Raw genomic sequence first — 21,138 nt, 5'->3', positions numbered from 1 at the left:
ATGACTGCACGGTCTTGGCTGAACGATCTGCACTGTAGAGCGCTTATGTTTCAGCTAAATCAGCCAAAGGAATGATTTGCAGCGCCCAGTGAATGCTAGCTTTGCGCCATTATCCAGGGACACTAGAGGTCAAATGTGGGAGGGGGCTTGCTCCCGATAGCGGTGTTTCAGTCGACACACGTATTGACTGATCCACCGCCATCGGGAGCAAGCCCCCCACATTCGATTGTGCTCACTTGAGACCCGCGTTTACTTCATGCTCGTGAACGCCAGTTTCACGCCGATTGCAATCAACACCGCCCCCATGGTCCGATCAAACCAGTGCCCCATCCGCGCAAAGCCTGCGCGCACGCGCTGCTGGCTGAACAACATCGCCACCAGGCAAAACCACAGCGCCGTCGCCACCGCCAGATACACACCGTAACCGGCCTGGATCGCCAGCGGCGTGTGAGGGTTGATCACTACGGTGAACAGCGACAGGAAGAACAGCGTGGCCTTGGGATTCAAGCCATTGGTCACGAAACCGGCGGTAAACGCGCCGCGCGGGGTGCGCTCGCCCGCTTCACGGTGCAACTCGCCCTCGGCGACAGGCGTGGCCGGTTGCGCGCGCAGGGCCTTGAAGCCGATGTACAGCAGGTAGGCCGCCGCCGCCCATTTCAGGGCGTTGAACAACACGATGGACTGGGAAACGATCAGGCCGATACCGAGCAACGAATAGCCCACGTGCAGAAAAATCGCCGAGCCCACACCCAGCGCGGTCCAGGTCCCGGCGCGACGGCCGTGAGTAACACTTTCGCGAACCACCACCGCGAAATCCGGGCCGGGGCTGGCCACCGCCAACAGGTGAATCAGGGCTACGGTCAAAAACTCGGCGGCGTACATACTCACTCCATTAAGTAACGGATTATTTCATCTGATAGGCTCGGCAGATTACGCCTTCGAACCCTGTCGCAAAAGGTACAGTTGATGACGAACAATCGCCGCGCCGTCTTCCTTGATCACCCGTCCCTGGACCTTGGGGACCTCGACCTCAGCGGTCTGAGAGACTGCTTCAGCGACCTGCAGCTGTACTCTGATACCACGCCGCTGAATGTGATTGCGCGCCTGCAAGGCGTCCAAGTAGTTATCAGCAACAAGATTGCCCTGAACACCGAAACCCTGGCGGCCTGCCCGGAACTCAAGCTGATCCTGGTATCGGCCACCGGCACCAACAACGTTGACCTCGACGCCGCCCGCGCCCACGGCATCACGGTGAGCAATTGCCAGGGCTACGGCACGCCTTCAGTGGCGCAGCATACGATCATGCTGCTGCTCAACCTGGTGACGCGTGTAAAGGACTATCAGCGCGATGTGAGCGCAGGCAAATGGCAAGAAGCCAAGCAGTTCTGCCTGCTGGACTACCCCATCGTCGAGCTTGAAGGCAAAACCCTCGGTTTGCTCGGCCATGGTGAATTGGGCAGCGCCGTGGCGCGGCTGGCCGAGGCTTTTGGCATGCGCGTAATTCTTGGGGCCATTCCCGGGCGTCCTGCACGTGCCGACCGCGTGCCCCTGGATGAACTGCTGGCCCAAGTGGACGCACTCACCCTCCACTGCCCACTCAACGAGCACACTCGCGACTTTATCGGCGCCCGCGAACTCGCACTGCTCAAGCCAGGCGCGTTTGTGGTCAACACCGCGCGCGGTGGCTTGATCAACGAACAGGCCCTGGCGGATGCCTTGCGCAGCGGTCACTTGGGCGGCGCGGCCACCGATGTGCTGAGCGTGGAGCCACCAGTCAACGGCAACCCGTTGCTGGCCGATGACATTCCCCGGCTGATCGTCACACCGCACAATGCCTGGGGCAGTCGCGAAGCGCGGCAGCGCATCGTCGGCCAACTGACGGAAAACGCCCTGGGCTTTTTCAGCGGCGCCCCGCTGCGCGTCGTCAGTTGATAAACTGCGCCCCTTTTCAAGGAGCAGACCATGGATCCGCGCAGTGAAGTACTGCTTCGTCAGGCCGAACTTTTTCAAGGCAATCTGCTGTTGGTGGGCTTGCCCGCCGACGACCTGCTGGGTCGCCTGCCCAACGCCCATGGGTGGTGCTGGCATGCCGGTGACCAGGCGGCGCTCGACGCACGCTTCCCGGAACGCAGCCAATTTGGCGTGAATGTGCCAGAGCGTGAGTTCGACGCAGCGGTGATTTTCCTGCCCAAGTCCAAGGACCTCACTGACTACCTGCTCAACGCCGTGGCCGCACGCCTGCCCGGCGCCGAGCTGTTTTTGGTCGGCGAGAAAAAAAGCGGTATCGAAAGTGCCGCCAAGCAGATGATCCCCTTCGGCAAGCCGCGCAAGCTCGACAACGCCCGGCATTGCCAGCTGTGGCAAATCACTGTTGCCAACGCGCCGCAAGCAGTGGAACTGGAGAGCCTGGCGCAAGTCTTCGAAGTGCCACTGGCCGAAGGTCCGCTCAAAGTAGTGAGCCTGCCGGGCGTGTTCAGCCATGGCCGCCTGGATCGTGGCACCGCGTTGTTGCTGGCGCATTTGGACAAATTGCCGAGTGGCCATCTGTTGGACTTTGGTTGCGGCGCCGGCGTGCTGGGGGCTGCGGTGAAACGTCGCTACCCGCACAACAGCGTGACGATGCTGGACGTGGACGCCTTCGCCGCCGCCAGCAGCCGCTTGACCCTCGCTGCCAATGGGCTGGAAGCCGAGGTGCTCACCGGTGATGGCATCGATGCTGCACCGATGGGTCTAAATGCGATCTTGAGCAACCCGCCGTTCCATGTCGGTGTGCACACCGATTATTTCGCCACCGAGAACCTGCTGCGAAAAGCAGCGAAACACTTGGCAAAAGGCGGCGAACTTCGCCTGGTAGCTAACAGTTTCCTGAAATACCAACCGCTGATTGAAGAGCATTTGGGCGTGTGTGCGATCAAGGCCGAGGGCAATGGTTTTCGCATCTACCGTGCCAAACGCGGCTGATGGCTATTTGAAAAAGAAGGCTTGCCGAATGGATTTTGCCTAGGCAGAATCCGCTCCGTCCTAGGGGAGTAGTCTCCCACGAGCGCCACGCTCGTCCGGCATACGTCAACATACTTGGTCAACAGACCATGGCGTATGCGACCCAGGAGTCCGCACAGACGGACCGGGGTTTGACAAGACCTATGACACGCACACCTTACCCGGGGCGGGAAGGCTGTACGTGTCATAGCCGTGTCGACCCGCCCCTGGAAACTTACCTGATGCTGGATTCATTACTCGTTCCTACCGCAATCGTTGCCTTGGCCGAAATCGGCGACAAGACGCAACTGCTCGCACTTATTCTCGCTGCTCGCTTCCGCAAGCCTTGGCCAATCATCGCCGGCATCGTCGCCGCGACCCTGGCCAACCATGCGGCTGCCGGCGCAGTGGGGGCCTGGTTTGGCAGTTTCTTCTCGGATGCGGTGTTGCACTGGATCCTCGCAGCGAGCTTCTGCGCCACTGCGCTGTGGACTCTGGTGCCAGACAAACTCGACGATGACGAAGCCAGTACCACGCGCAAGTTCGGGCCGTTCCTGACCACGCTGATTGCATTCTTCCTGGCGGAAATCGGTGACAAGACTCAGATCGCCACGGTGATGCTGGCCGCGCAATATCCGGAGCTGTGGCTGGTGATTATCGGCACCACTCTGGGCATGTTGATTGCCAACGTACCGGTGGTTCTGGCGGGGAATTTCGCGGCGGAGAAACTGCCGCTGACGTTGATTCGTCGACTGGCGGCTACGGCGTTTTTTGTCCTGGCGATCGTGGCGGTGTACAAGGCCATGCAGAGCAGCGGCTGGATCTAAGGATCTAAGCCTGCAAACCCAATCCAATGTGGGAGGGGGCTTGCCCCCGATAGCAGTAGATCAGTCAATGCATCTGCTAACTGACCCAACACCATCGGGGGCAAGCCCCCTCCCACATTTGGATCTTCATCAGCCTTAGGACTTCTTGGCCTGTTGATACAACGGCATCACCTTAGGAATCGCCGCCTGCAAGGACGCGATTCGGCTGTCCGACGCCGGGTGAGTACTCATGAACTCCGGTGGCGAGCCTTCCGATGCCTTGGCCATCTTGTTCCACAGCGTGATGGCCGCATTCGGGTTGTAGCCGGCGCGAGCCGACAGCTCCAGGCCGATCAGGTCCGCTTCGTTTTCATTGCTGCGGCTGTTGGGCAAGGTCATGCCGTAGTTGGCGACCGTGTCCGCCAATGCCAGGCTATCTTGACCCAAACCGAACAACGCACCAGCACCCTGCTTGGCGATCTCGATACCGTACGCCTTGGACATTGCCTCACGACCGTGCTCGCGCAAGGCGTGGGCGATTTCATGGCCCATCACTGCTGCCAACTCGTCATCGGTAAGCTTGAGATTGTCGATCAGTGCGCTGTACACAAAGATCTTGCCGCCAGGCCCACAGTTGGCGTTCATCTCATCGCTTTTGATCAAATTCACTTCCCACTTCCACTGCGCTGCATCAGGACGGAAGGTGGGCGCCTGGGCGATCAAACGCTTGGCAATTGCCTGCACGCGCTTGGCGTTGACGCTGGTCTTGTCCAACTGGCCTTTGGTACTGGCCTCACCCAGCGTCTGCTGGTAGGACTGGGCATACATCTGGTCGACTTCCTGACTCGACAGCATGCTGAACATGTATTGCTTGCGCTCAACCCCAACGGCGCCGCCGCTGGTGGTATTGACCGACTGACACCCAGCCAGCAGCATCGCCGCAGCCAATACACTTACCGCCAATGTTCTTTTCATCAACACTCTCTCCCTGAAAAAGACGCCCTGAAAAACGCCCTCAAAACATGGCGCGTATCGTAGGCGCTCATTTGTATCAGCGCCAGATACAACAGACGCGTAACCGCGGAATTTCGGATACATCCCACGGCGCCTTCAGGTTTAGGCCGGAGTCAGGCACTCCGGCCCATTGAGCTTGGGATCGTTGACCATATTAGCCAGGACCCGCTCGCGCAGTGGGATGGGCTCACTGGCCAATAGACCTTGCAGCACATGCAAAGGCGTCTCGGGATCGAGCCAGGCGACCTGCCCTGCAGCATCAAGAATCAGCGGCCGGCGCTGGCTCTGGGCCGCCTGGGTCACCACCGCCGTGCTCAACCACACTTGTTCCTGCACCGGGTAGGCCTCCCAGATCGCCGCAAAAAACAACGTAGAGCCTTCCCCCGGCGTCAGCCAGTACGGGCGTTTGCGCTGTGTGCCGCGCCATTCATAAAAACCATTGGCGGGCAGCAGGCAGCGGCGCTGGCGAAAGGCCTCGCGGAACATCGGCTGCTCGGCGAGGGTTTCGGCGCGAGCATGGGCCGGGGTGCGGGAAAGGTCGGTCAGCCAGGGCGGCGTCAGGCCCCAACGGGCGCGGGCCAGGGTGTGATGGCCGTCGCTCAGGCGCTGGATCAGCACCGAATCATTCGGGGAGATGTTCCACTGGGCCTGCTGGTCAGCCGGAAAGCCTGGCAAGGCAGCAAAGGAGGGATTCCAGCGAAACAGGGCATAACGTCCACACATGGGGCAACACGACTCTTGGGTAAACCGGCCGACAGCCTAACAGACCAGCACGTCGGGGAAGCTGTCGGGTTCATCACCCGGCAGCGGTTGCGCCCCGATATAGGCAGTAATCAGCTCCCGGGCATCAGCCGCCCGGTCATTGTCTACTTCCAAACCCAGAAGACCGAAGATCGGTAGCTCGCCGGTGCCGCCGAGCAAATGGCGCCCCACCAAATGTGCTTCGATGCCTTCGCTGGCGAGCATCTGCTGCAGCAGCTCGCCTTCCATCAGGTTTTCCGGTTCGTAGATTCGCTGCATGAGCTTGCCTGTTATTCGTTTTCACTGCGGGTTTCAAGCATCCACTCTTCACCATGGACCTGCAGGTCGAAAATAATCGGTCGGCAACACACCTGACAATCTTCTATGTAGGTCTGATCACCGCCGGATAAATCCACCGCTGTCTCTACCGTTTCACCACAATAAGGACAATCGTACGTCGTAGTTTCCAGCATCGCAGCCTCCAAGGTGACTTGTGCGTATAATCGCCGGTCTATTTACAGGGCTATTTCCGGCCGAGCCCATTACTCGGGCCGCACCCTGATATTTCCTCTACTTACCCTAGCCGTTTCTAACAAGAGAGCATGATGGGCGAATTCGATACCATCCGACCTTACAACGACAGCGAAGTCCCGGCAGTGCTGGACCGACTGTTCAGTGACAAGGCCTTTCTGGACATCCTGACCCACTTCCGCTTCCCGCGCTTTGCCGGCGCCCTGGGCTGGCTGCTCAAGCCGATGATTGCCCGCAAGCTGCGCCGTGAATTTGCCGGCGTCACCACCGTGGCTACGCTGCAGGACAAAGTCGAGTACTACGTCGACCATACCATTGACCGGGCGACCGATGGCGTTACCTACACAGGCGTCGAACAGCTCAAATCCGGTACCGCTTACCTGTTTCTGGCCAACCACCGCGACATCGTGATGGACCCGGCCTTCGTCAACTATGCCGTGTACCACGCCGGCCTGCCGACGCCACGCATCGCCATCGGCGACAACTTGCTGCAAAAGCCGTTTGTCAGCGACCTGATGCGCCTGAACAAGAGCTTTATCGTGCACCGCTCGATCACCGGGCGAAAGGAGAAGATGGCGGCGTTCAACCTGCTATCGGCCTACATCAATCATTCGATACGCAACGACTGCCAGTCGATCTGGATCGCCCAGGCCGAAGGCCGCGCCAAGGATGGGGATGACCGCACCGAGTCAGCCATCCTCAAGATGTTCCATGTCAGCCGCAAGGACGAGCCGTTTGCCGAGGTGATCCAGTCACTGAACCTGACGCCGGTATCCATCAGCTACGAGTACGACCCGTGCGATGCAGCCAAGGCCCGCGAGTTGTATATCCGCGCCACCACCGGGACCTACGTCAAGGCACAGGGTGAAGATGACGTGAGCATTGCCCTGGGCATCACCGGCTACAAAGGCCGCGTGCACATCAACTTCGCGCCGCCCATTAGCGAGCGCTTCGAAGACACCAAAGTGCTGGCCGTGGAAATGGATCGGCAAATTCTCGGCGGTTATCGGCTATTCCCGGTGCACTACCTGGCGTACGCCCAGTGGGCCGACGCCGACCCGCAATTGCAGGTGCCAAAGGCGGCCGAAGTGTTCCCGGCCGATGAGCTGGCGAAGGCGAAAGCTGAGTGGGAACGGCGCTTGAACGAATGCCCGGCGGAACACCGACCATTTTTGGTGGTGCAATATGCGACGCCGGTGCGTAATCAATATCGGGTCAAGGCCGGAATCCCGCTGTAAACACCGATCAGAAAATGTGGAAGGGGGCTTGCTCCCGATAGCGGTGAGTCAGCTAATGAATACTTGGCTGGCACACCACTATCGGGGGCAAGCCCCCTCTTACATTGGTTCTGCCGTGTTTTAGATTCGGGTGCTGAGCCAGGAAATAGCCAGCGCCAGCACCAGGCAGGCGAACCCGATGCGGTAAGCCACACGATTTGCCCGCTCCGTACGCGCATCCAGGAACAGCATGGGCTGATCGATCGCGCGCGCTTCACTTTGCGCAGCCAGGTCAGCCATGGCGCGCTGCTCGCGCAGGCGGGTGATGGAGAGCAGCGCTGCACCGGAGCAGGCCACCAATAAAGCCACAACATTGATCAACAGTGCGGGCAGCGCCATCGCAAACCTCGGGTGAAACGGTGTCTGGGTATCGGTTCCGATATCAACCTGAACGGTAGTGGCGGCCAGCGCCAAACCGCTCCATCTTCCATGGACGGCTAATGTATCCAGTAATTTACGGCGTCACCTGAACGTCACCTTAACAAGCCACTCTGTTGCCCTTCGAACACTCAGGAGCTTGTCATGCTGCACGCGCACAACCAGGATCGGCTGTATCTAATTGCTCAAAGCGATGAGCAGGAGGCGCTGGTCGGCAGCCTGGCGTTCAACGTGCAGGACCGCCATTGGCTGGTCTATTGCGCCCTTGGCGGGCACCAGCATGCAGACTCGCCAGAGGCCGACCTGTTGACGGGTGTGAGCCTGCTGGACTTCTGTATCGACACCGCCGCGTGAAACTGCAGACGAAAAAAAAACCGGGCACATGACTGAGCCCGGTTTTTATTTGGACGGTTACTGCGAGCTGAGCAATGAACCGATGCTTGGATCCTTGAACAGGCGAGTCAAGGCGTCGCTCAGGACGTCGCTGACCAGCTTGGTGTTGGTTTCCTGGTTCGGCGACATACCGAAACGCTGGTTCAACGATGCGCCGTAACGACCGCTATAGCGACGGGTGCCCGCGGTGACATCGGACTTGAAGGTTGCGCCGATGGCGGCTTCTGTCACATAGAGACCTTCTTTAGGCGACTGATACTTCAGCTCAGCCAAGGTGATGGTCAACTGAGGAGCGCCCGGCGCGTTGGCGCTCGGGGTAAAGCCCAGCAGGCGCACGGCGGCTTCGGCCTGAGCTTGCAACTTGGGCAGCACGTCCTGACCAGTCACCGAGATAAGCGCGGTCTCCGGGTACAAGCCCCCGCGAGAGCCCAACGTTGGCGAAGGACGACCATCCACAACACGCACCGACACCGGCTGACCATGACCCACTGGCGCCAACTGCGTGGTGAGCTTCGGTTGCGGGCTCAGTTGTTGCGGGCTGTTGGCGCAGCCAACCAAGGTCAAACTGGTCACAGTGATCAAACCGAACAACAGGCGTTGCAACATGCGCTTCTCTCCAGAAATCAGGTACCGACAGGCCGGCAGTATAACGGGGCGCCCCCGCAGGGAACTAGCGTCAGTTACAACCTATGACTCGTCGGCTCGACAGCGGTTCGCTGTCACCGATATGTAATAGCCGTTACATGGGCTCGTCATCCTCGCAAGGCATGCTTGGCCTCAATCTCAGGAGGTCTATCGCCATGCATTTTCTCTGGACGCTGTTTACGCGCAAACCTGCCCTTCGCCAGTTCTCCCGGCTTGATGCGCAAGGCCGCTGCCAGGCCTTTAAAGAGTGCAGCCAGCCGCCTTTGGGCGACGGCTGGGTAGAAATTGATGAAATCCGCCTGAGCTGGATGCACCACCCGCTGCCCGCCGGCGCCCGTGTCAGCCCACGCCCGGCGCGGTCGCCGCGGCACCAGCCGTTGGCCGCCTGACCGAAGACCTAATAAAAGTCATAAAACACGCCCATTTCCCTGACGTTCTTCGCTACAATCTCCCCCCGATTATAAGGACGTCTCCTGATCGGGCCTCGCAGCATCGTTAATGCCTCGGTATTAACTCCAAGAATCGCCCACAGAGAGCCGCCCACACAGATCGAGTGAAGCTGGCGCGCTTGCTGTTTCCTTTGCAAACCACCCGCCTTTACCGAATCTGCCAGAGCTGCCATTGCGCTCGGCCACTTGAGTTGTTTGCCCGTATTGCCGCGTGTCGGCAGATGTCTTGCGGGCCAAGTGCCAGGCTGAGGCAGCCCTTTTTTGAGGTTCACGTCTTCAAAAGAGCGTGAAAAAACGGGTTTTCACAACTTCACAAGAGTGTGGCGAGCAAATGAATAGTTTGGCGTTTGTAAAAGCACCATCAGCGTCTGGAACAGCCCAACCACACAGGACTGAGTACTCCTCAACAACCGGAGCTTGAGCCTGTCCGCTACGGATTGATTGCACGAATCGCACGCTTTGACCATAAGTCGAATTGCCACAGGCGCCCATGAATGCGTTCATAGGCAGATTAGGCCGGGCAGGAAGCGTGCGCCGAAGTTGCAAAGAATTGCGAAACGGACATGGCGATCCTGGCCATGGGTAACCTGGGGCAACACGTGAACCGCCCCGTCACTCCTGGCAGCCATGCCGTCAATTTGGTGCTGCAGATTTTGGAGACGCGTTAAATGGCGCATAACGAAGCAGTCGACGTAGTACTGGTAGGGGCCGGCATCATGAGTGCCACCCTGGCCGTATTGCTCAAAGAGCTCGACCCCGGCCTCAAGCTGGAAGTCGTTGAGCTGATGGATTCGGGTGCAGCGGAGAGTTCCAACCCATGGAACAACGCCGGTACCGGTCATGCCGGTCTGTGCGAGCTGAACTACACGCCGCAGGCCGCCGATGGTTCCATCGACATCAAGAAAGCCGTGCACATCAACACTCAGTTCGAGGTGTCGAAGCAGTTCTGGGCGTACCTGACCAAAAAGGGCACCTTTGGCTCGTCCAAGTCCTTTATCAGTCCGGTGCCGCACCTGAGCTTCGTACAGGGCGACAAAGGCGTGGACTTCCTCAAGAAGCGCTTTGAAACCCTCAGCCAGCACCACGCGTTTTCGGACATGCACTACACCGAAGACCGCAGCGAAATGGCCGAATGGATGCCGCTGATGATGCCGGGCCGCCCGCTCGACGAAAAAATCGCTGCCACTCGCGTAATGAATGGCACCGACGTCAACTTCGGCGCCCTGACCAATCAGCTGCTTAGCCATCTGACCAGCTCCCCGGATGCCCAGGTCAAGTACAGCAAGCGCGTGACCGGCCTCAAGCGCAACGGCGCCGGCTGGACCGTGAGCATCAAGGACGTCAACAGCGGTACCAGCCGTGAGGTGGACGCCAAGTTTGTATTCCTCGGCGCCGGTGGCGCGGCGCTGCCGCTGCTGCAAGCTTCGGGCATCGAAGAAAGTAAAGGCTTCGGCGGCTTCCCGGTCAGCGGCCAATGGCTGCGTTGCGACAACCCGGAAGTGGTCAAGCACCACCAGGCCAAGGTCTACAGCCAGGCCGCCGTCGGCTCGCCACCGATGTCGGTGCCGCACCTCGACACCCGTGTAGTGGATGGCAAGAAATCCCTGCTGTTCGGGCCATACGCCGGTTTCACCACCAAGTTCCTCAAGCACGGCTCGTTCCTAGACCTGCCGATGTCGATTCGTGCCAGCAACATCGGACCGATGCTGGCCGTGGCCCGCGACAACATGGACCTGACCAAGTACCTGGTCAGCGAAGTGCGTCAGTCCATGGAACAACGCCTGGAATCCCTGCGTCGCTTCTACCCTGAGGCGAAAGCCGAAGACTGGCGTCTTGAAGTGGCCGGCCAACGGGTGCAGATCATCAAGAAAGACCCGAAAAAAGGCGGCGTGCTGCAATTCGGCACCGAGCTGGTAGCGGCCAAAGACGGCTCGCTGGCGGCGCTGCTGGGCGCATCCCCAGGTGCTTCGGTGACGGTGTCGATCATGCTGGAACTGATTGAGCGCTGCTTCCCGGCCAAAGCCGCCGGTGAGTGGGCAGCCAAGCTGCACGAGATCTTCCCTGCCCGGGAAAAAGTGCTTGAGACTGATGCCGAGCTGTATCGCAAGATCAACACGCAGAACAACATCAGCCTGGAACTGGTTGAGCAAAGCAACGAGGCCGAAAGCTACGCTTGAGGCCTGGCTGCAATAAAAAAACGCCCCTCGGGGCGTTTTTTTGTGGCCGGGATAATCAGCCGCGAGCGTTTTTGATCAGCTCGATGTAATCGTCCGCGTTGCGCTGATCCTTGATCAGATCAACGAAGGTCTGCCCATGCTCATCCTTGCCATCCAGGTCCAGGCCGGCTTCCTTGAAAAAGCCCAGGAAGCGCTCAAAGTCGTCGATACGCAGGCCACGATAGGCCTTGATCAGTTTGTGCAGGGACGGTGAAGTCGCGTCGACCGGCTCGAAGTCCAGGAACAACTTGATCTGATCGTCGCCGATCTCATCGCCAATCACCTGTTTCTTATCTTTACGCATTACCGACTCCAGCCTGCAGACATTTACACGGGGTTTGAAGTCTACCTGCGAGCCGCGGGCTTCGAAAGCGCTGAAGAACCAATATGGGAGCAATCCCCCACCACATTTATTCTTCAATGTTAGCGCTACTTGGTACGTACAACGCCGGTATGCAGGTCCGCCCAGATATGGCCGTTGGCGTAACTGAGGAACTGAACATACACCGTGTCATTGCGCAGCAAATCGACGATAACCCGGTACTGGGCCACCGGATAAGACAGCGTCAGGGTCTTGCTCTTGTCGTCAAACACCGGCTTTTTCAGGCTTTTACTTTCGGCATCGAAGTTGAGCACAACTTGGCTGATGCTCGCACCTTTGTTCAGGGGCTTGCCCTTCAGCCGGAGCATCAGTGGCGAGGTCACCGGGATAGGTTGTTGGTTGGATTGGCGCTGGTTGCCCACCACCACCGCGTACTCCGTGACTTGCAGCAACTGCTGCTGGTCAGGGCTTTCAGTCCGCAGGGTGAGGTCATCGGGAGGCAGAAATTGACCATGCATAGGCGCCGGTGCGGCGGCCAGGGGCAAACTCAGGGTCAGCGCCAGGGCGGCGCAAGTGCGAATCAACAGGCTCATGGACAGCTCCAGACGCAGGGGCCAAGCACGATAGCATGACAACCCTGCGCCGGGCCTGGATCACATACCTTTGACGGCGTAGATCCCATTGGCGTTGCGCCAGTAGCCTTTGTAGTCCATGCCATAGCCGAAGATGTAGCGGTCGATGCACGGCAGGCCAACGTAATCAGCCTTAAGGTCCGGGCGAGCCTTGCGGTCGTGGTCTTTGTCGATCAGTACGGCGGTGTGCACTTTGCGCGCGCCGGCGTGTTTGCAGAAATCGATGATCGCGCCGAGGGTGTGACCTTCGTCGAGGATGTCGTCGATGATCAGCACGTCGCGGTCAATGAACGAGACTTCCGGCTTGGCCTTCCAGAACAGATCGCCGCCAGTGGTTTCGTTGCGATAGCGAGTCGCGTGCAGGTAAGACGCTTCCAGCGGAAATTGCAGGTGAGTCAGCAATTTGCCGGCGAAGATCAGGCCGCCGTTCATCACGCAGAAGACCACCGGGTTGGTGTCGGCCATTTCGCGAGTGATGTGGGCGCCAACCTTGGCGATCGCAGCTTCGACTTGCGCTTCGGTGTACAGGCAATCAGCCTCACGCATGATTTGACGGATATGCTCAAGATCAGCGGACATGGCGCTCTCCAAGGGGGTGCTGTGGCAAGAAAAGCGGGCGAAGGTACGCTTCTCATGCGCTCCGAGCAAGCCTTAATGGACTAACGTACTAGATGCCTATAGGACAACACCCTCGGATAGATTAATCTAGGCCGGTTTTTTTGCCCGCCGCCGGAGCCTTTCCCATGCCCACTCGCGAGATCCGCCACCCGCTGATCCAGCACAAGCTCGGCCTTATGCGCCGCGCCGACATTAGCACGAAGAACTTCCGTGAGCTTGCTCAGGAAGTCGGAGCGTTGCTCACTTACGAAGCCACCAAGGATTTGCCCCTGGAAACCTACGAGATCCCCGGTTGGGCCGGTCCCGTCCAGGTGGAAAAAATCGCTGGTAAGAAAATAACCGTGGTGCCGATCCTGCGCGCCGGTATCGGCATGCTCGAAGGCGTACTCAGCCTGATTCCGGGCGCCAAAGTCAGCGCCGTGGGCGTGGCCCGCAACGAAGAAACCTTGCAGGCTCACACCTACCTGGAAAAACTCGTACCGGAAATCGACGAGCGCCTGGCCATGATCATTGACCCGATGCTCGCTACCGGCAGTTCCATGGTCGCCACCATCGACCTGCTGAAGAAAGCCGGCTGCAAGGACATCCGCGCCATGGTGCTGGTCGCCGCTCCCGAAGGCATCGCTGCCGTCGAGAAAGCCCACCCGGACGTGCAGATCTACACCGCTTCCATCGATGAGCGCCTGAATGAACACGGTTACATCATCCCTGGCCTGGGCGACGCCGGTGACAAGATCTTCGGCACCAAGCAGAAGGACGCGTGAGCATGCAGGATGAATTCAACGACCCGCTTTGGCGCCAGATCCTGTCTGGCGCACAAATGCTCTTCGTAGCATTTGGCGCGCTGGTGTTGATGCCGCTGATCACAGGTCTTGATCCAAACGTCGCACTGTTCACCGCCGGCCTGGGCACGTTGTTGTTCCAGGTGGTGACAGGGCGGCAGGTGCCGGTATTCCTGGCATCGAGCTTTGCCTTCATTACCCCGATCATTCTCGCCAAGCAGCAGTTCGGCCTGGCGGCGACCATGGGCGGGGTAATGGCGGCCGGTTTTGTTTACACCTTCCTAGGGGCAGCGGTAAAGATCAAAGGCACTGGTTTCATCGACCGACTACTACCGCCTGTGGTAATCGGGCCAGTGATTATTTCCATCGGCCTGGCCATGGCGCCGATCGCGGCCAACATGGCGATGGGTAAAGGCGACAACGGTGCCGAACTGATCCCGTACAAGACCGCCATGCTGATCTCGATGCCAGCGCTGCTTACCACGTTGATCGTGGCGGTGTTCGGCAAAGGTATCTTCCGCCTGGTGCCGATCATCTCCGGTGTGCTGGTAGGTTTTGCCATGTCGTTCTACTTTGGCGTTGTCGACACGGCCAAGATCGCCGCTGCGCCTTGGTTCGCCCTGCCCCACTTCACCGCGCCGGAGTTCAACTGGCAGGCGATCCTGTTTATCGTCCCAGTGGCCCTGGCCCCGGCGATTGAACACATCGGTGGTGTGATTGCGGTGGGCAGCGTGACCGGTCGCGACTACCTGAAGAAGCCTGGTCTGCACCGCACCCTGCTGGGTGACGGGATCGCCACCACGGCAGCCGGCCTGTTTGGCGGCCCGCCGAACACCACCTACGCCGAAGTGACGGGCGCAGTGATGCTGACCAAGAACTACAACCCGAAGATCATGACCTGGGCGGCGGTGTTTGCCATCAGCCTGGCGTTTATCGGCAAGTTCGGCGCGCTACTGCAGAGCATTCCGGTGCCGGTGATGGGCGGGATCCTGTGCCTGCTGTTCGGCTCGATTGCCGCGGTGGGGATGAACACGTTGATCCGCCACAAGATCGACCTGGGCGAGGCGCGCAATCTGGTGATTGTGTCAGTGACCCTGGTGTTCGGTATTGGCGGTGTGCTGGTGGGGACCGGAACTGGTCCGGATGACTTCGGCCTGAAGGGCATTGCTCTGTGCGCGGTGGTAGCGATTGGTTTGAACCTGCTGCTGCCTGGCAATGATGGCTGGAAGAACAAGAAGCCAGATGAGCCGTTGATCTAACTGCCAATACAAACCAATGTGGGAGAGGGCTTGCCTCCGATAGCAGTGTGTCAGTCAATACATTAACTGACTGATACGCCGCCATCGGGGTCAAGCCCCCTCCCACATTTGATTTCAGCGCCCGTTAAAGCTCGCCGAGGCCATCAATCAGCGCCTGGTTCTGCTCCGGCGTACCGATGCTGATCCGCAGGAACTGGGCAATCCGCTCCTGCTTAAAGTGCCGCACGATAATCCCTTGCTCACGCAGCTTGGCCGCTAGGCCGGCAGCGTCATGCCGTGGGTGGCGCGCAAAGATGAAGTTGGCCGCTGATGGCAGCACCTCAAAACCTTTGCCTTCCAATTGCGCGACTACTTTGTTACGGCTGTCGATCACCAACTGGCACGTCTTCTCGAAGTACTCACGGTCCTCAAACGCCGCTGCCGCGCCGACAATCGCCAAACGATCCAGCGGGTAGGAGTTGAAGCTGTTCTTGACCCGCTCCAGCGCCTCGATCAGGTCCGGGTGACCCACGGCCAAGCCCACGCGCAAACCGGCCAGTGAGCGCGATTTGGAAAGGGTCTGGGTCACCAGCAGATTAGGGTAGCGATCCACCAGGCTGATGGCGGTTTCGCCGCCGAAGTCGATATAGGCTTCATCGACCACCACCACCGAATCCGGGCTGGCCTTGAGGATCTGCTCTACTGCGTCCAGCGCCAGCACGCAGCCGGTCGGCGCATTCGGGTTGGGGAAGATGATCCCGCCGTTGGGCCTGGCGTAATCCGCAACACGGATCTGAAATTTCTCATCCAACGGCACCGGGTCGGACTGGATGCCGTAAAGACCGCAGTACACCGGATAGAAGCTGTAGCTGATATCCGGGAACAGCAGCGGCAGGTCGTGCTGGAACAGGCCGTGGAAGATGTGCGCGAGCACTTCATCAGAGCCGTTACCGAGAAACACTTTGCCGGCGTCGACCCCGTAATACTTGGCCACCGCCTGCTTAAGCAGGTCGCTGTTGGGGTCCGGGTACAAACGCAGGTTGTCGTTCAACTCGGCCTGCATCGCGGCCAGTGCTTTGGGCGACGGGCCGTAGGGGTTCTCATTGGTGTTGAGCTTGACCAGCTTGGTCAACTTTGGCTGTTCGCCGGGCACGTAAGGCACGAGGTCCCTGACGAAGGGGCTCCAGAATTTGCTCATGTGTTATTTCCCCTCTTCCAGGATTCGGTACTCAGCACTACGGGCGTGTGCGCTCAACGACTCACCACGGGCCAGCACCGAAGCGGTCTTGCCCAACTCGGAAGCACCTTGTGGCGAGCAAAAGATGATCGACGAGCGCTTCTGGAAGTCGTACACCCCCAGCGGTGATGAGAACCGCGCGGTGCCGGAGGTCGGCAACACATGGTTCGGGCCGGCGCAGTAGTCGCCCAGCGCTTCACTGGTGTGACGCCCCATGAAGATCGCACCGGCATGGCGAATCGACGGCAGCCAGGCCTGTGGGTCAGCCACGGACAGCTCCAGGTGCTCCGGGGCGATACGGTTGGCCACTTCGATGGCCTGTTCCATGTCACGCACCAGGATCAGCGCGCCACGGCCGTTGATGGATTTCTCGATGATCTCTGCACGGTCCATGGTAGGCAGCAGCTTATCGATGCTGGCGGCGACCTTGTCGAGGAACTCGGCATCGGGGCTGACCAGAATCGCCTGGGCGTCTTCGTCGTGCTCGGCCTGGGAGAACAGGTCCATGGCGATCCAATCCGGATCGGTCTGGCCGTCGCACACTACGAGAATTTCCGAGGGACCGGCGATCATGTCGATGCCAACCTGACCAAAAACGTGGCGCTTGGCGGTGGCGACGTAGATGTTGCCAGGCCCCACCACTTTGTCGACCTTCGGCACGCTTTCGGTGCCGTAGGCCAGGGCCGCAACGGCTTGAGCACCGCCAATGGTGAACACACGGTCAACACCAGCGATGCAGGCCGCAGCCAGCACCAGTTCGTTGATTTCGCCGCGCGGGGTCGGCACCACCATAACCACTTCGGTCACGCCCGCCACCTTGGCCGGAATTGCGTTCATCAACACCGACGATGGATACGACGCTTTGCCACCTGGCACGTAGAGACCGGCACGATCCAGCGGCGTGACCTTTTGGCCCAGCACAGTGCCGTCGGCTTCGGTATAGCTCCAGGAGTCCTGTTTCTGCTTTTCGTGGTAGCTGCGCACACGCGCCGCCGCGACTTCCAGGGCTTCACGCTGAGGCGCAGTGATGCGCGTAAGTGCGAGCTCCAGGCGTTCGCGGGGAAGGATCAGATCGGACATGGATTTGACGTCCAGACCGTCGAACTGACGGGTGAAATCCACCAGCGCCGCATCACCACGCTCGCGCACGGCCTTGATGATGTCGAGCACCCGCTGGTTGACCGAGTCGTCGGACACGCTTTCCCAGCTCAGCAGATGATCCAGATGATGGGCGAAATCCGGGTCGGCAGCGTTGAGTCGGGCAATTGCAGTGGACGTGGTCATAGCGAGGGCCTCAATAGAATTGGCAAAAACTCAGGCGCCCTAAACTAGCAGTCGTTTCCGCTTGGGCACCTGAGAATTCTGGCTATGAGGCGGATAGACGGGCGCAGCCTTTCAGCTACGCGGGTAGGTCAACCGCGGTGTCGAGACTCCACTGCGGTGCGCAGGGTGTCGATCAACGCTTGGATACGGGCGTGCTGCATCTTCATCGACGCTTTGTTGACGATCAAGCGGGAGCTGATATCGGCGATGAAGTCCTGTGGTTCGAGACCGTTGGCACGCAGGGTGTTGCCGGTGTCGACCACATCGATGATCTTGTCGGCTAGGCCGATCAACGGCGCCAGCTCCATCGAGCCATAGAGCTTGATGATGTCGACCTGGCGGCCTTGCTCGGCGTAGTAGCGCTTGGCAACGTTGACGAACTTGGTTGCCACGCGCAGGCGGCCTTTAGGCTCGACGTCACCGACACGGCCGGCGGTCATCAGCTTGCACAGGGCAATACGCAGGTCCAGCGGCTCATACAGGCCCTGGCCACCGTATTCCATCAACACGTCTTTACCGGCGACGCCGAGGTCGGCCGCGCCATGCTCAACGTAGGTCGGCACGTCGGTAGCCCGCACGATCAGCAGGCGAACGTCGTCCTGGGTCGTAGGGATGATCAGCTTGCGGCTCTTGTCCGGATTCTCGGTCGGCACGATGCCCGCTTCAGCCAGAAGCGGCAAAGTGTCGTCAAGGATGCGGCCCTTGGACAGTGCGATGGTCAACATGGGAAACGTCAGTCCTTCATCAGGCTATTGCTGTCCGGTCGCAAACGGCGCCAGACGCAGATCGAGGCCATGACAGCCTCGATTTGAAACAAATTCAGCATACTGCGAGCTGACACCGTCTGTAGTGAGTGGGCTTGCCCCACGCTGAATTGCGTAGCGACCCAAAAAACGGGACTGCTACGCAGTCCGGCGCGGGGCAAGCCCGCTCACCACAGTGACGGTGTTTTCAGCTCCGGGAACTAGCCCGGTACGCGGCGGATTTTAGCGCCGAGCATCTGCAGTTTCTCTTCGATGCACTCGTAACCACGGTCGATGTGGTAGATGCGGTCGATCAGAGTGTCGCCTTCGGCGATCAGCGCCGAGATCACCAGACTGGCCGAAGCACGCAGGTCGGTAGCCATGACTGGCGCGCCCTTGAGCTTCTCGGTGCCGGTAACGATGGCGGTGTTGCCTTCAACCTGAATCTTCGCGCCCATGCGGTGCAGTTCATACACGTGCATGAAGCGGTTTTCGAAGATGGTCTCGATCACGGCACCAGTGCCTTCGGCAATCGCGTTCAGGGAGATGAACTGCGCTTGCATGTCAGTCGGGAACGCCGGGTACGGAGCGGTCCGCACGTTGACGGCTTTCGGCCGCTTGCCGTGCATGTTCAACTCGATCCAGTCTTCGCCGGTGGTGATTTCGGCGCCAGCTTCGCGCAGTTTTTCCAGGACCGCTTCCAGGATGGTCGGATCGGTGTCCTTTACCTTGACGCGACCACCGGTAACGGCGGCAGCAACCAGGTAGGTACCGGTCTCGATGCGGTCAGGCATCACTTTATAGGTTGCAGTGTGCAGGCGCTCTACACCATCAATGGTAATGGTGTCGGTGCCGGCACCGGAAACCTTCGCGCCCATGGCGTTCAGGAAGTTGGCCAGGTCGACCACTTCCGGCTCGCGCGCGGCGTTTTGCAGGACGCTGCGGCCTTTGGCCAGGGCAGCGGCCATCATGATGTTCTCGGTACCGGTCACGCTGACGGTATCAAAGAAGAAGTTCGCACCACGCAGGCCGCCTTCCGGCGCCTTGGCTTTGATGTAGCCGCCTTCAACGTCAATGACTGCGCCCATGGCTTCCAGACCACGGATGTGCAGGTCCACTGGACGCGAGCCGATAGCGCAGCCGCCAGGCAGGGCAACTTCGGCTTCACCGAAACGGGCAACCATCGGGCCCAGCACCAAGATCGACGCACGCATGGTTTTCACCAGTTCGTACGGGGCGATCAGGGTCTTGATGGTGCGTGGGTCAATTTCGACGGCCAGCTTCTCATCAATCACAGGCTCGATGCCCATGCGACCGAACAGCTCGATCATGGTAGTGATGTCGTGCAGGTGCGGCAGGTTGGCCACGGTCACCGGGCCATCGCACAGCAGGGTCGCTGCCAGGATCGGCAAGGCGGAGTTTTTTGCACCGGAAATGCGAATCTCGCCATCAAGGCGAGCACCGCCGGTAATAATCAATTTATCCATAAGAATCTCGACGCCTAGGGGGCTCAGGTGCGCTCGGCCCAGGCCGCGCGGCTGAAAAATTTCATAGTGACCGCATGGATGCTGCCATCGGTGATCCACGGGTTCAAATGGGCATAGATCTGCTGCTGACGCTTGACTGGGCTCAATGCCGCCAGTTCATCGCTAATCACGTTCAGCTGGAAGTTGCAGCCTTCGCCTTCAACTTCTACGGTCGTATCCGGCAGCTTTCCTTCAAGAAAGCTCTTAACTTCTAGGGCCTGCATGCTCAACCTCTATCGGCGCCCAGTGCGCACGGGTCGCACATCATACAAAAAAGCCCCGCGCCTGCGAACCCCGCATAGCAGGACTCTGACGGGGGGCTTCTCTAATAATGTGTATTAAGGATGCGCCAACAGCTCGGTCAGACCGGAAACGTCGGCAATTTCGCGCATGTCTTCGGGCAACGCACGGATGCTAACCGGCTTCTTGGCCGCTTCGGCATCACGCATGAAGCACAGCAGCAACGACAACCCGACACTGCTGGACTTGGTTACCGCTGAGCAATCCAGGACCAGCTCCGGCGCAGCGCTCGACTTGATCAGCGCTTGGCCATGCTTGCGCAGAGCCGGGCCAGTTCGGTAATCCAGCACCCCGCTGATGAACAGCTGGCCAGAGTCGCCGAGACGAACAGCCGACTCGGTCATTGCGCCGGCTTCCCAGCAGCTTTATCGGTTTCTTCCTTGGCCTTGGCGACTTCACCGGCCCAACCATTGATGGTTTTGTCCAGGTCGTTGCCATTGCGCTGCATGGCGTCGGCAAACTGGTCACGGAACAGCTTGCCAATATTGATGCCGTTGATGATCACGTTGCGCAGTTTCCACTCGCCGTTGATCTTCTCCAAGGTGTACTGCACCGGGTACACGGCACCGTTATTACCTTTGACGCTCATGTTGACGCTGGTGCGATCGCCCGACTCATCACCGGCTGGAGCAACGGTAATACCTTGGTTGTTGTACTCAAGCAAAGCGTTGCCATAGAACTGGAACAGGCCGCGCTTGAAGTTTTCCTGGAACGTCTGCATCTGCGCAGGCGTGGCCTTGCGCGAATATTTGACCGTCATGATGCTGCGTGAGATGCCTTCAGCATCGACGACAGGGCCGACGATGCTGTTGAGCGCTTCATAGAACTTGGTTGGATCTTGCTTGTACTGTTCTTTATTGGCCGTCAGGTCAGCCAGCATCTTGCTGGTGGTGTCCTGCACCAGTTCGTGCGCAGAACCTGCCGCGTTGGCCATCAATGGCAGTGCTGCAAGCAGTACCAGCAGGCCACGTCGCAAGGTAGAGATCAT

At 59.4% G+C, this 21,138-nt stretch carries 26 protein-coding genes and 1 riboswitch; of the genes, 9 read left to right on the top strand and 17 right to left on the bottom strand.

Annotated elements, in window-relative coordinates:
- Window positions 1-249 precede the first annotated feature (249 nt).
- Entirely contained in the window at window positions 250-882 is a 633-nt protein-coding gene (locus AOA61_RS03470) for a LysE family translocator (RefSeq protein WP_099601148.1), read from the bottom strand.
- 84 nt (window positions 883-966) lie between these two features.
- Between AOA61_RS03470 and AOA61_RS03465 the strand changes: the two genes are divergently transcribed.
- The 3 genes from AOA61_RS03465 (at window position 967) to AOA61_RS03455 (ending at window position 3,806) form a co-directional block, all read left to right on the top strand.
- Window positions 967-1,932, top strand: a complete 966-nt coding sequence (locus AOA61_RS03465; RefSeq protein ID WP_099601147.1) for a 2-hydroxyacid dehydrogenase — start codon at window positions 967-969, stop codon at window positions 1,930-1,932.
- Window positions 1,933-1,962: 30 nt separating this feature from the next.
- Window positions 1,963-2,961, top strand: coding sequence for a class I SAM-dependent methyltransferase (locus AOA61_RS03460; protein ID WP_099601146.1), 999 nt, complete (start codon window positions 1,963-1,965; stop codon window positions 2,959-2,961).
- Between the two features lie 51 nt (window positions 2,962-3,012).
- Window positions 3,013-3,132: riboswitch (yybP-ykoY riboswitch) on the top strand.
- A gap of 89 nt (window positions 3,133-3,221) precedes the next feature.
- Window positions 3,222-3,806: a TMEM165/GDT1 family protein gene (locus tag AOA61_RS03455; RefSeq protein WP_005784895.1), complete on the top strand. Its 585-nt coding sequence runs from the start codon at window positions 3,222-3,224 to the stop codon at window positions 3,804-3,806.
- A 135-nt stretch (window positions 3,807-3,941) separates the two neighbouring features.
- On the opposite strand, the gene AOA61_RS03450 is transcribed toward AOA61_RS03455, so the two are convergent.
- From AOA61_RS03450 to AOA61_RS03435, 4 genes are all read right to left on the bottom strand, one after another.
- Entirely contained in the window at window positions 3,942-4,760 is an 819-nt protein-coding gene (locus tag AOA61_RS03450) for a M48 family metallopeptidase (RefSeq protein ID WP_099601145.1), read from the bottom strand.
- Window positions 4,761-4,901: 141 nt separating this feature from the next.
- Window positions 4,902-5,522: an SOS response-associated peptidase gene (locus tag AOA61_RS03445; RefSeq protein WP_099601144.1), complete on the bottom strand. Its 621-nt coding sequence runs from the start codon at window positions 5,520-5,522 to the stop codon at window positions 4,902-4,904.
- Window positions 5,523-5,558: 36 nt separating this feature from the next.
- Window positions 5,559-5,819: a DUF2007 domain-containing protein gene (locus AOA61_RS03440; RefSeq protein WP_095183856.1), complete on the bottom strand. Its 261-nt coding sequence runs from the start codon at window positions 5,817-5,819 to the stop codon at window positions 5,559-5,561.
- A gap of 11 nt (window positions 5,820-5,830) precedes the next feature.
- Window positions 5,831-6,013, bottom strand: coding sequence for a CPXCG motif-containing cysteine-rich protein (locus tag AOA61_RS03435; RefSeq protein WP_081797681.1), 183 nt, complete (start codon window positions 6,011-6,013; stop codon window positions 5,831-5,833).
- 132 nt (window positions 6,014-6,145) lie between these two features.
- On the opposite strand from AOA61_RS03435, the gene AOA61_RS03430 reads away from it, so the two are divergent.
- The gene (locus AOA61_RS03430) at window positions 6,146-7,309 is read left to right on the top strand and encodes a 1-acyl-sn-glycerol-3-phosphate acyltransferase (RefSeq protein WP_177326426.1); all 1,164 of its coding nucleotides are present in this window, start codon (window positions 6,146-6,148) and stop codon (window positions 7,307-7,309) included.
- A gap of 120 nt (window positions 7,310-7,429) precedes the next feature.
- On the opposite strand, the gene AOA61_RS03425 is transcribed toward AOA61_RS03430, so the two are convergent.
- Window positions 7,430-7,687, bottom strand: a complete 258-nt coding sequence (locus AOA61_RS03425) for a hypothetical protein (RefSeq protein ID WP_095184310.1) — start codon at window positions 7,685-7,687, stop codon at window positions 7,430-7,432.
- Window positions 7,688-7,870: 183 nt separating this feature from the next.
- Here AOA61_RS03425 and AOA61_RS03420 point away from each other — a divergent pair, with 183 nt between their 5' ends.
- The gene (locus AOA61_RS03420; protein WP_032886298.1) at window positions 7,871-8,080 is read left to right on the top strand and encodes a hypothetical protein; all 210 of its coding nucleotides are present in this window, start codon (window positions 7,871-7,873) and stop codon (window positions 8,078-8,080) included.
- Between the two features lie 57 nt (window positions 8,081-8,137).
- Here AOA61_RS03420 and AOA61_RS03415 read toward each other — a convergent pair whose 3' ends face one another.
- On the bottom strand, window positions 8,138-8,725 hold the full coding sequence (locus AOA61_RS03415; RefSeq protein WP_032886297.1) for a YajG family lipoprotein: 588 nt from the start codon (window positions 8,723-8,725) through the stop codon (window positions 8,138-8,140).
- A gap of 194 nt (window positions 8,726-8,919) precedes the next feature.
- On the opposite strand from AOA61_RS03415, the gene AOA61_RS03410 reads away from it, so the two are divergent.
- Window positions 8,920-9,153, top strand: coding sequence for a hypothetical protein (locus AOA61_RS03410; protein ID WP_099601143.1), 234 nt, complete (start codon window positions 8,920-8,922; stop codon window positions 9,151-9,153).
- Window positions 9,154-9,881: 728 nt separating this feature from the next.
- Window positions 9,882-11,390: a malate dehydrogenase (quinone) gene (gene mqo / locus AOA61_RS03405; RefSeq protein ID WP_032886295.1), complete on the top strand. Its 1,509-nt coding sequence runs from the start codon at window positions 9,882-9,884 to the stop codon at window positions 11,388-11,390.
- 55 nt (window positions 11,391-11,445) lie between these two features.
- On the opposite strand, the gene AOA61_RS03400 is transcribed toward mqo, so the two are convergent.
- From AOA61_RS03400 to AOA61_RS03390, 3 genes are all read right to left on the bottom strand, one after another.
- On the bottom strand, window positions 11,446-11,733 hold the full coding sequence (locus AOA61_RS03400; RefSeq protein WP_095183854.1) for a PA4642 family protein: 288 nt from the start codon (window positions 11,731-11,733) through the stop codon (window positions 11,446-11,448).
- A 125-nt stretch (window positions 11,734-11,858) separates the two neighbouring features.
- Entirely contained in the window at window positions 11,859-12,344 is a 486-nt protein-coding gene (locus tag AOA61_RS03395) for a hypothetical protein (protein WP_032886293.1), read from the bottom strand.
- Window positions 12,345-12,404: 60 nt separating this feature from the next.
- Entirely contained in the window at window positions 12,405-12,962 is a 558-nt protein-coding gene (locus tag AOA61_RS03390; protein ID WP_032886291.1) for a hypoxanthine-guanine phosphoribosyltransferase, read from the bottom strand.
- Window positions 12,963-13,126: 164 nt separating this feature from the next.
- Between AOA61_RS03390 and upp the strand changes: the two genes are divergently transcribed.
- Window positions 13,127-13,765, top strand: coding sequence for a uracil phosphoribosyltransferase (gene upp, locus AOA61_RS03385; protein ID WP_004372055.1), 639 nt, complete (start codon window positions 13,127-13,129; stop codon window positions 13,763-13,765).
- A gap of 2 nt (window positions 13,766-13,767) precedes the next feature.
- Window positions 13,768-15,042: a uracil-xanthine permease family protein gene (locus tag AOA61_RS03380; protein WP_099601142.1), complete on the top strand. Its 1,275-nt coding sequence runs from the start codon at window positions 13,768-13,770 to the stop codon at window positions 15,040-15,042.
- 124 nt (window positions 15,043-15,166) lie between these two features.
- On the opposite strand, the gene hisC is transcribed toward AOA61_RS03380, so the two are convergent.
- From hisC to AOA61_RS03345, 7 genes are all read right to left on the bottom strand, one after another.
- The gene (hisC, locus tag AOA61_RS03375; RefSeq protein ID WP_032886289.1) at window positions 15,167-16,219 is read right to left on the bottom strand and encodes a histidinol-phosphate transaminase; all 1,053 of its coding nucleotides are present in this window, start codon (window positions 16,217-16,219) and stop codon (window positions 15,167-15,169) included.
- A 3-nt stretch (window positions 16,220-16,222) separates the two neighbouring features.
- Window positions 16,223-17,542, bottom strand: a complete 1,320-nt coding sequence (hisD, locus tag AOA61_RS03370; RefSeq protein ID WP_032886288.1) for a histidinol dehydrogenase — start codon at window positions 17,540-17,542, stop codon at window positions 16,223-16,225.
- Window positions 17,543-17,670: 128 nt separating this feature from the next.
- Window positions 17,671-18,306, bottom strand: a complete 636-nt coding sequence (gene hisG, locus AOA61_RS03365) for an ATP phosphoribosyltransferase (protein ID WP_003171824.1) — start codon at window positions 18,304-18,306, stop codon at window positions 17,671-17,673.
- Between the two features lie 239 nt (window positions 18,307-18,545).
- Complete coding sequence (gene murA / locus AOA61_RS03360; protein WP_010213103.1) at window positions 18,546-19,811, bottom strand: UDP-N-acetylglucosamine 1-carboxyvinyltransferase; 1,266 nt, start codon at window positions 19,809-19,811, stop codon at window positions 18,546-18,548.
- Window positions 19,812-19,834: 23 nt separating this feature from the next.
- Complete coding sequence (locus tag AOA61_RS03355) at window positions 19,835-20,074, bottom strand: BolA family protein (RefSeq protein ID WP_032886286.1); 240 nt, start codon at window positions 20,072-20,074, stop codon at window positions 19,835-19,837.
- Between the two features lie 114 nt (window positions 20,075-20,188).
- A complete protein-coding gene (locus AOA61_RS03350) occupies window positions 20,189-20,494 on the bottom strand; it encodes a lipid asymmetry maintenance protein MlaB (protein WP_099601141.1) in 306 nt (101 codons plus the stop codon).
- On the bottom strand, window positions 20,491-21,138 hold the full coding sequence (locus AOA61_RS03345; RefSeq protein ID WP_032886283.1) for a phospholipid-binding protein MlaC: 648 nt from the start codon (window positions 21,136-21,138) through the stop codon (window positions 20,491-20,493). Before AOA61_RS03345 ends, AOA61_RS03350 begins: the two co-directional genes overlap by 4 nt.

This window comes from Pseudomonas sp. 2995-1, assembly GCF_002742505.1.
GTDB lineage: Bacteria > Pseudomonadota > Gammaproteobacteria > Pseudomonadales > Pseudomonadaceae > Aquipseudomonas > Aquipseudomonas sivasensis.
The sequence above is the reverse complement of the archived record's forward strand: the minus strand, read 5'-3'. Positions and strand labels throughout refer to the sequence as shown.